This is a genomic window from Acinetobacter sp. HR7 (assembly GCF_000773685.1).
Lineage (GTDB): Bacteria > Pseudomonadota > Gammaproteobacteria > Pseudomonadales > Moraxellaceae > Acinetobacter > Acinetobacter thermotolerans.
The window spans coordinates 1-2,042 of record NZ_JPQO01000138.1 but is presented as its reverse complement, the minus strand read 5'-3'; the positions used below and the strand labels follow the sequence as shown (position 1 = coordinate 2,042).

At 43.6% G+C, this 2,042-nt stretch carries 1 protein-coding gene and 1 pseudogene; one reads left to right on the top strand and one right to left on the bottom strand.

Annotation, left to right across the window (positions count from 1 at the left end; translation table 11 throughout):
- Window positions 1-55 precede the first annotated feature (55 nt).
- Window positions 56-625 (bottom strand): annotated as a pseudogene (locus GW12_RS06305) (alcohol dehydrogenase catalytic domain-containing protein); the annotation flags it as partial.
- Between the two features lie 256 nt (window positions 626-881).
- Here GW12_RS06305 and GW12_RS06300 point away from each other — a divergent pair.
- Window positions 882-2,021, top strand: a complete 1,140-nt coding sequence (locus tag GW12_RS06300) for a hypothetical protein (protein ID WP_081403468.1) — start codon at window positions 882-884, stop codon at window positions 2,019-2,021.
- Window positions 2,022-2,042: the final 21 nt, after the last annotated feature.

Sequence of the window (2,042 nt, the reverse complement as noted above, 5' to 3'; positions counted from 1 at the left end):
TTGAAGAGCATGCTCTTCAATTTAACGCAAAACATGGAAATTGTGTAGATACCTATGCCTTTAATAGCTTGATTGCGATATGCCCCAAGCCACCAATACCGATAACACCAACTTTATGCACTGCCTGAATCTTATGTTGCATTAAAGGATGAAATACTGTGACGCCACCACACAGCAACGGTCCTGCCGTTATAGGATCGAGCTGTTCGGGCAAAGGAATGACCCATTGCCAGCTTGCCCGTACCTTGTCTGCAAATCCTCCAGCATGGCCAACAATGGTAGGCACAAGATCTGAACAAAAAATTCGCTCCCCCTGTAAGCATGAAGCACAATGTTCACAGGTTTCTGCTGTCCATCCTAATCCAACCCGTTGACCGATATGCAGACCTTGAGCACCAGCCCCTATTCTTGAAATCCGACCAATCACTTCATGTCCAGGTATAACTGGATATTGAGAAACTTGCCAATCATTCTGAATGATTGAAAGATCAGAGTGACAAAGACCGCAGTATTCCACCTGAATTTCTACTTCATGAGGTAACAGTTCCCCGGCATCAAAGGTATAAGGGACCAGTTCTTGTGCAGGCTGCAGTGCGGCATAAGCATGGATAATATTATTGCTCATAAGACCTTTCTCCATTTTTTCATTTTTTCCAAGCGTATAAGTGTGCGATGGTTACAGGATTTTTATTGTTATAAAAAATGGAGAAGTGAATGAGCTATCACAAAATGGCAGACAATGAAATTTAAGCTGCAATATTACGATCTTGCCATTTTGTGATATGCGCATTTTGTCTTTGTCCTTATTTTGAATTTACGTAATGCAATGGATACCTCTGGATCTGTTGTGTTTTACCTGGATTTAAAAAGGACATGTCGTCATGAATACACCAATTACATCAGTAAAACATCCTTGTAATTTGGAACAAGTAGCAGCGCATAAATCAGTAAAACATCCGCTGGATTTACTAACAGAAGCAGAATTAACACTGGCGAGCCATATTTTAAAAACCCAAAAAAATCTTGGAAAATTTCACCGTTTCCCGCTGTTACAGCTGAATGAGCCGAGCAAGGAAGCCCTTCAAGCCTTTGAACAACACAATACGCCATGTCCTCGTGAAGCGTTTGCACTGATTTTGGACAAAAGCACCGGCGAAGCATTTGAAGCCATTGTGAATCTGGAAACTGAAACGATTGTTGAATGGACCAAGCTGGATACCGACATTCAAGGTCAGCCGCCTCTAATGATCGAAGAGTTTGATGATCTGGTCAAAATTGTACAAGAAGATCCTGACTGGATTGCGGCAGTCAAAAAACGCGGTCTTACCGATGAAGATATTCAAAACATCCAGATCGATCCGTGGTCATTCGGGTATTGGGGAGATGATGAAAAGTACAAAGGCCGCCGCCTGATGCGTGGTGTCGCATTCTACCGTAAAAAACTGACGGATAACGGCTATGCCCATCCTTTAGAAGGGCTGGTGGCGATTGTGGATATGAATGAGCGCAAAGTTATTGAGCTGATTGATGACGGTACACATGTCCCAATTCCTCAAGCTGAGCTGAATTACGATACACCATCTCTGGGTGAGCCTCGTGAAGGTCTGAAACCGTTACATATTGTCCAGCCAGAAGGTGTGAGCTTCACCGTGGATGATGACTGGAAGGTATCTTGGCAGAACTGGGAGTTCCGTGTCGGTTTTATCCCACGTGAAGACCTGGTTCTGCATCAATTGGGCTACAAAGATAAAGGCAAAGTCCGTCCGATTTTTTACCGTGCCAGTGTGACCGATATGGGCGTACCCTATTCTGATGATGTAGCAAACCATTACTGGAAATGTGCATTTGATGGCGGTGAATACGGTTTAGGCCGTCTTGCTAATCAGCTTGAACTGGGCTGTGACTGTTTAGGTGCCATTCGCTATTTCGATATTCCAGCCTGTGATGATTTCGGCAATACTTTTGTCATGAAAAATGCTGAACCGTACCGGGTTTGTCGGAGACTTTTTTATTTAAGTTAGGCCACCTGACCTAACGGATTA

What these genes read in the sequence shown, in the direction of transcription:
- GW12_RS06300 (WP_081403468.1), top strand. Translation starts at nt 882, where the DNA reads ATGAATACACCAATTACATCAGTAAAACATCCTTGTAATTTGGAACAA.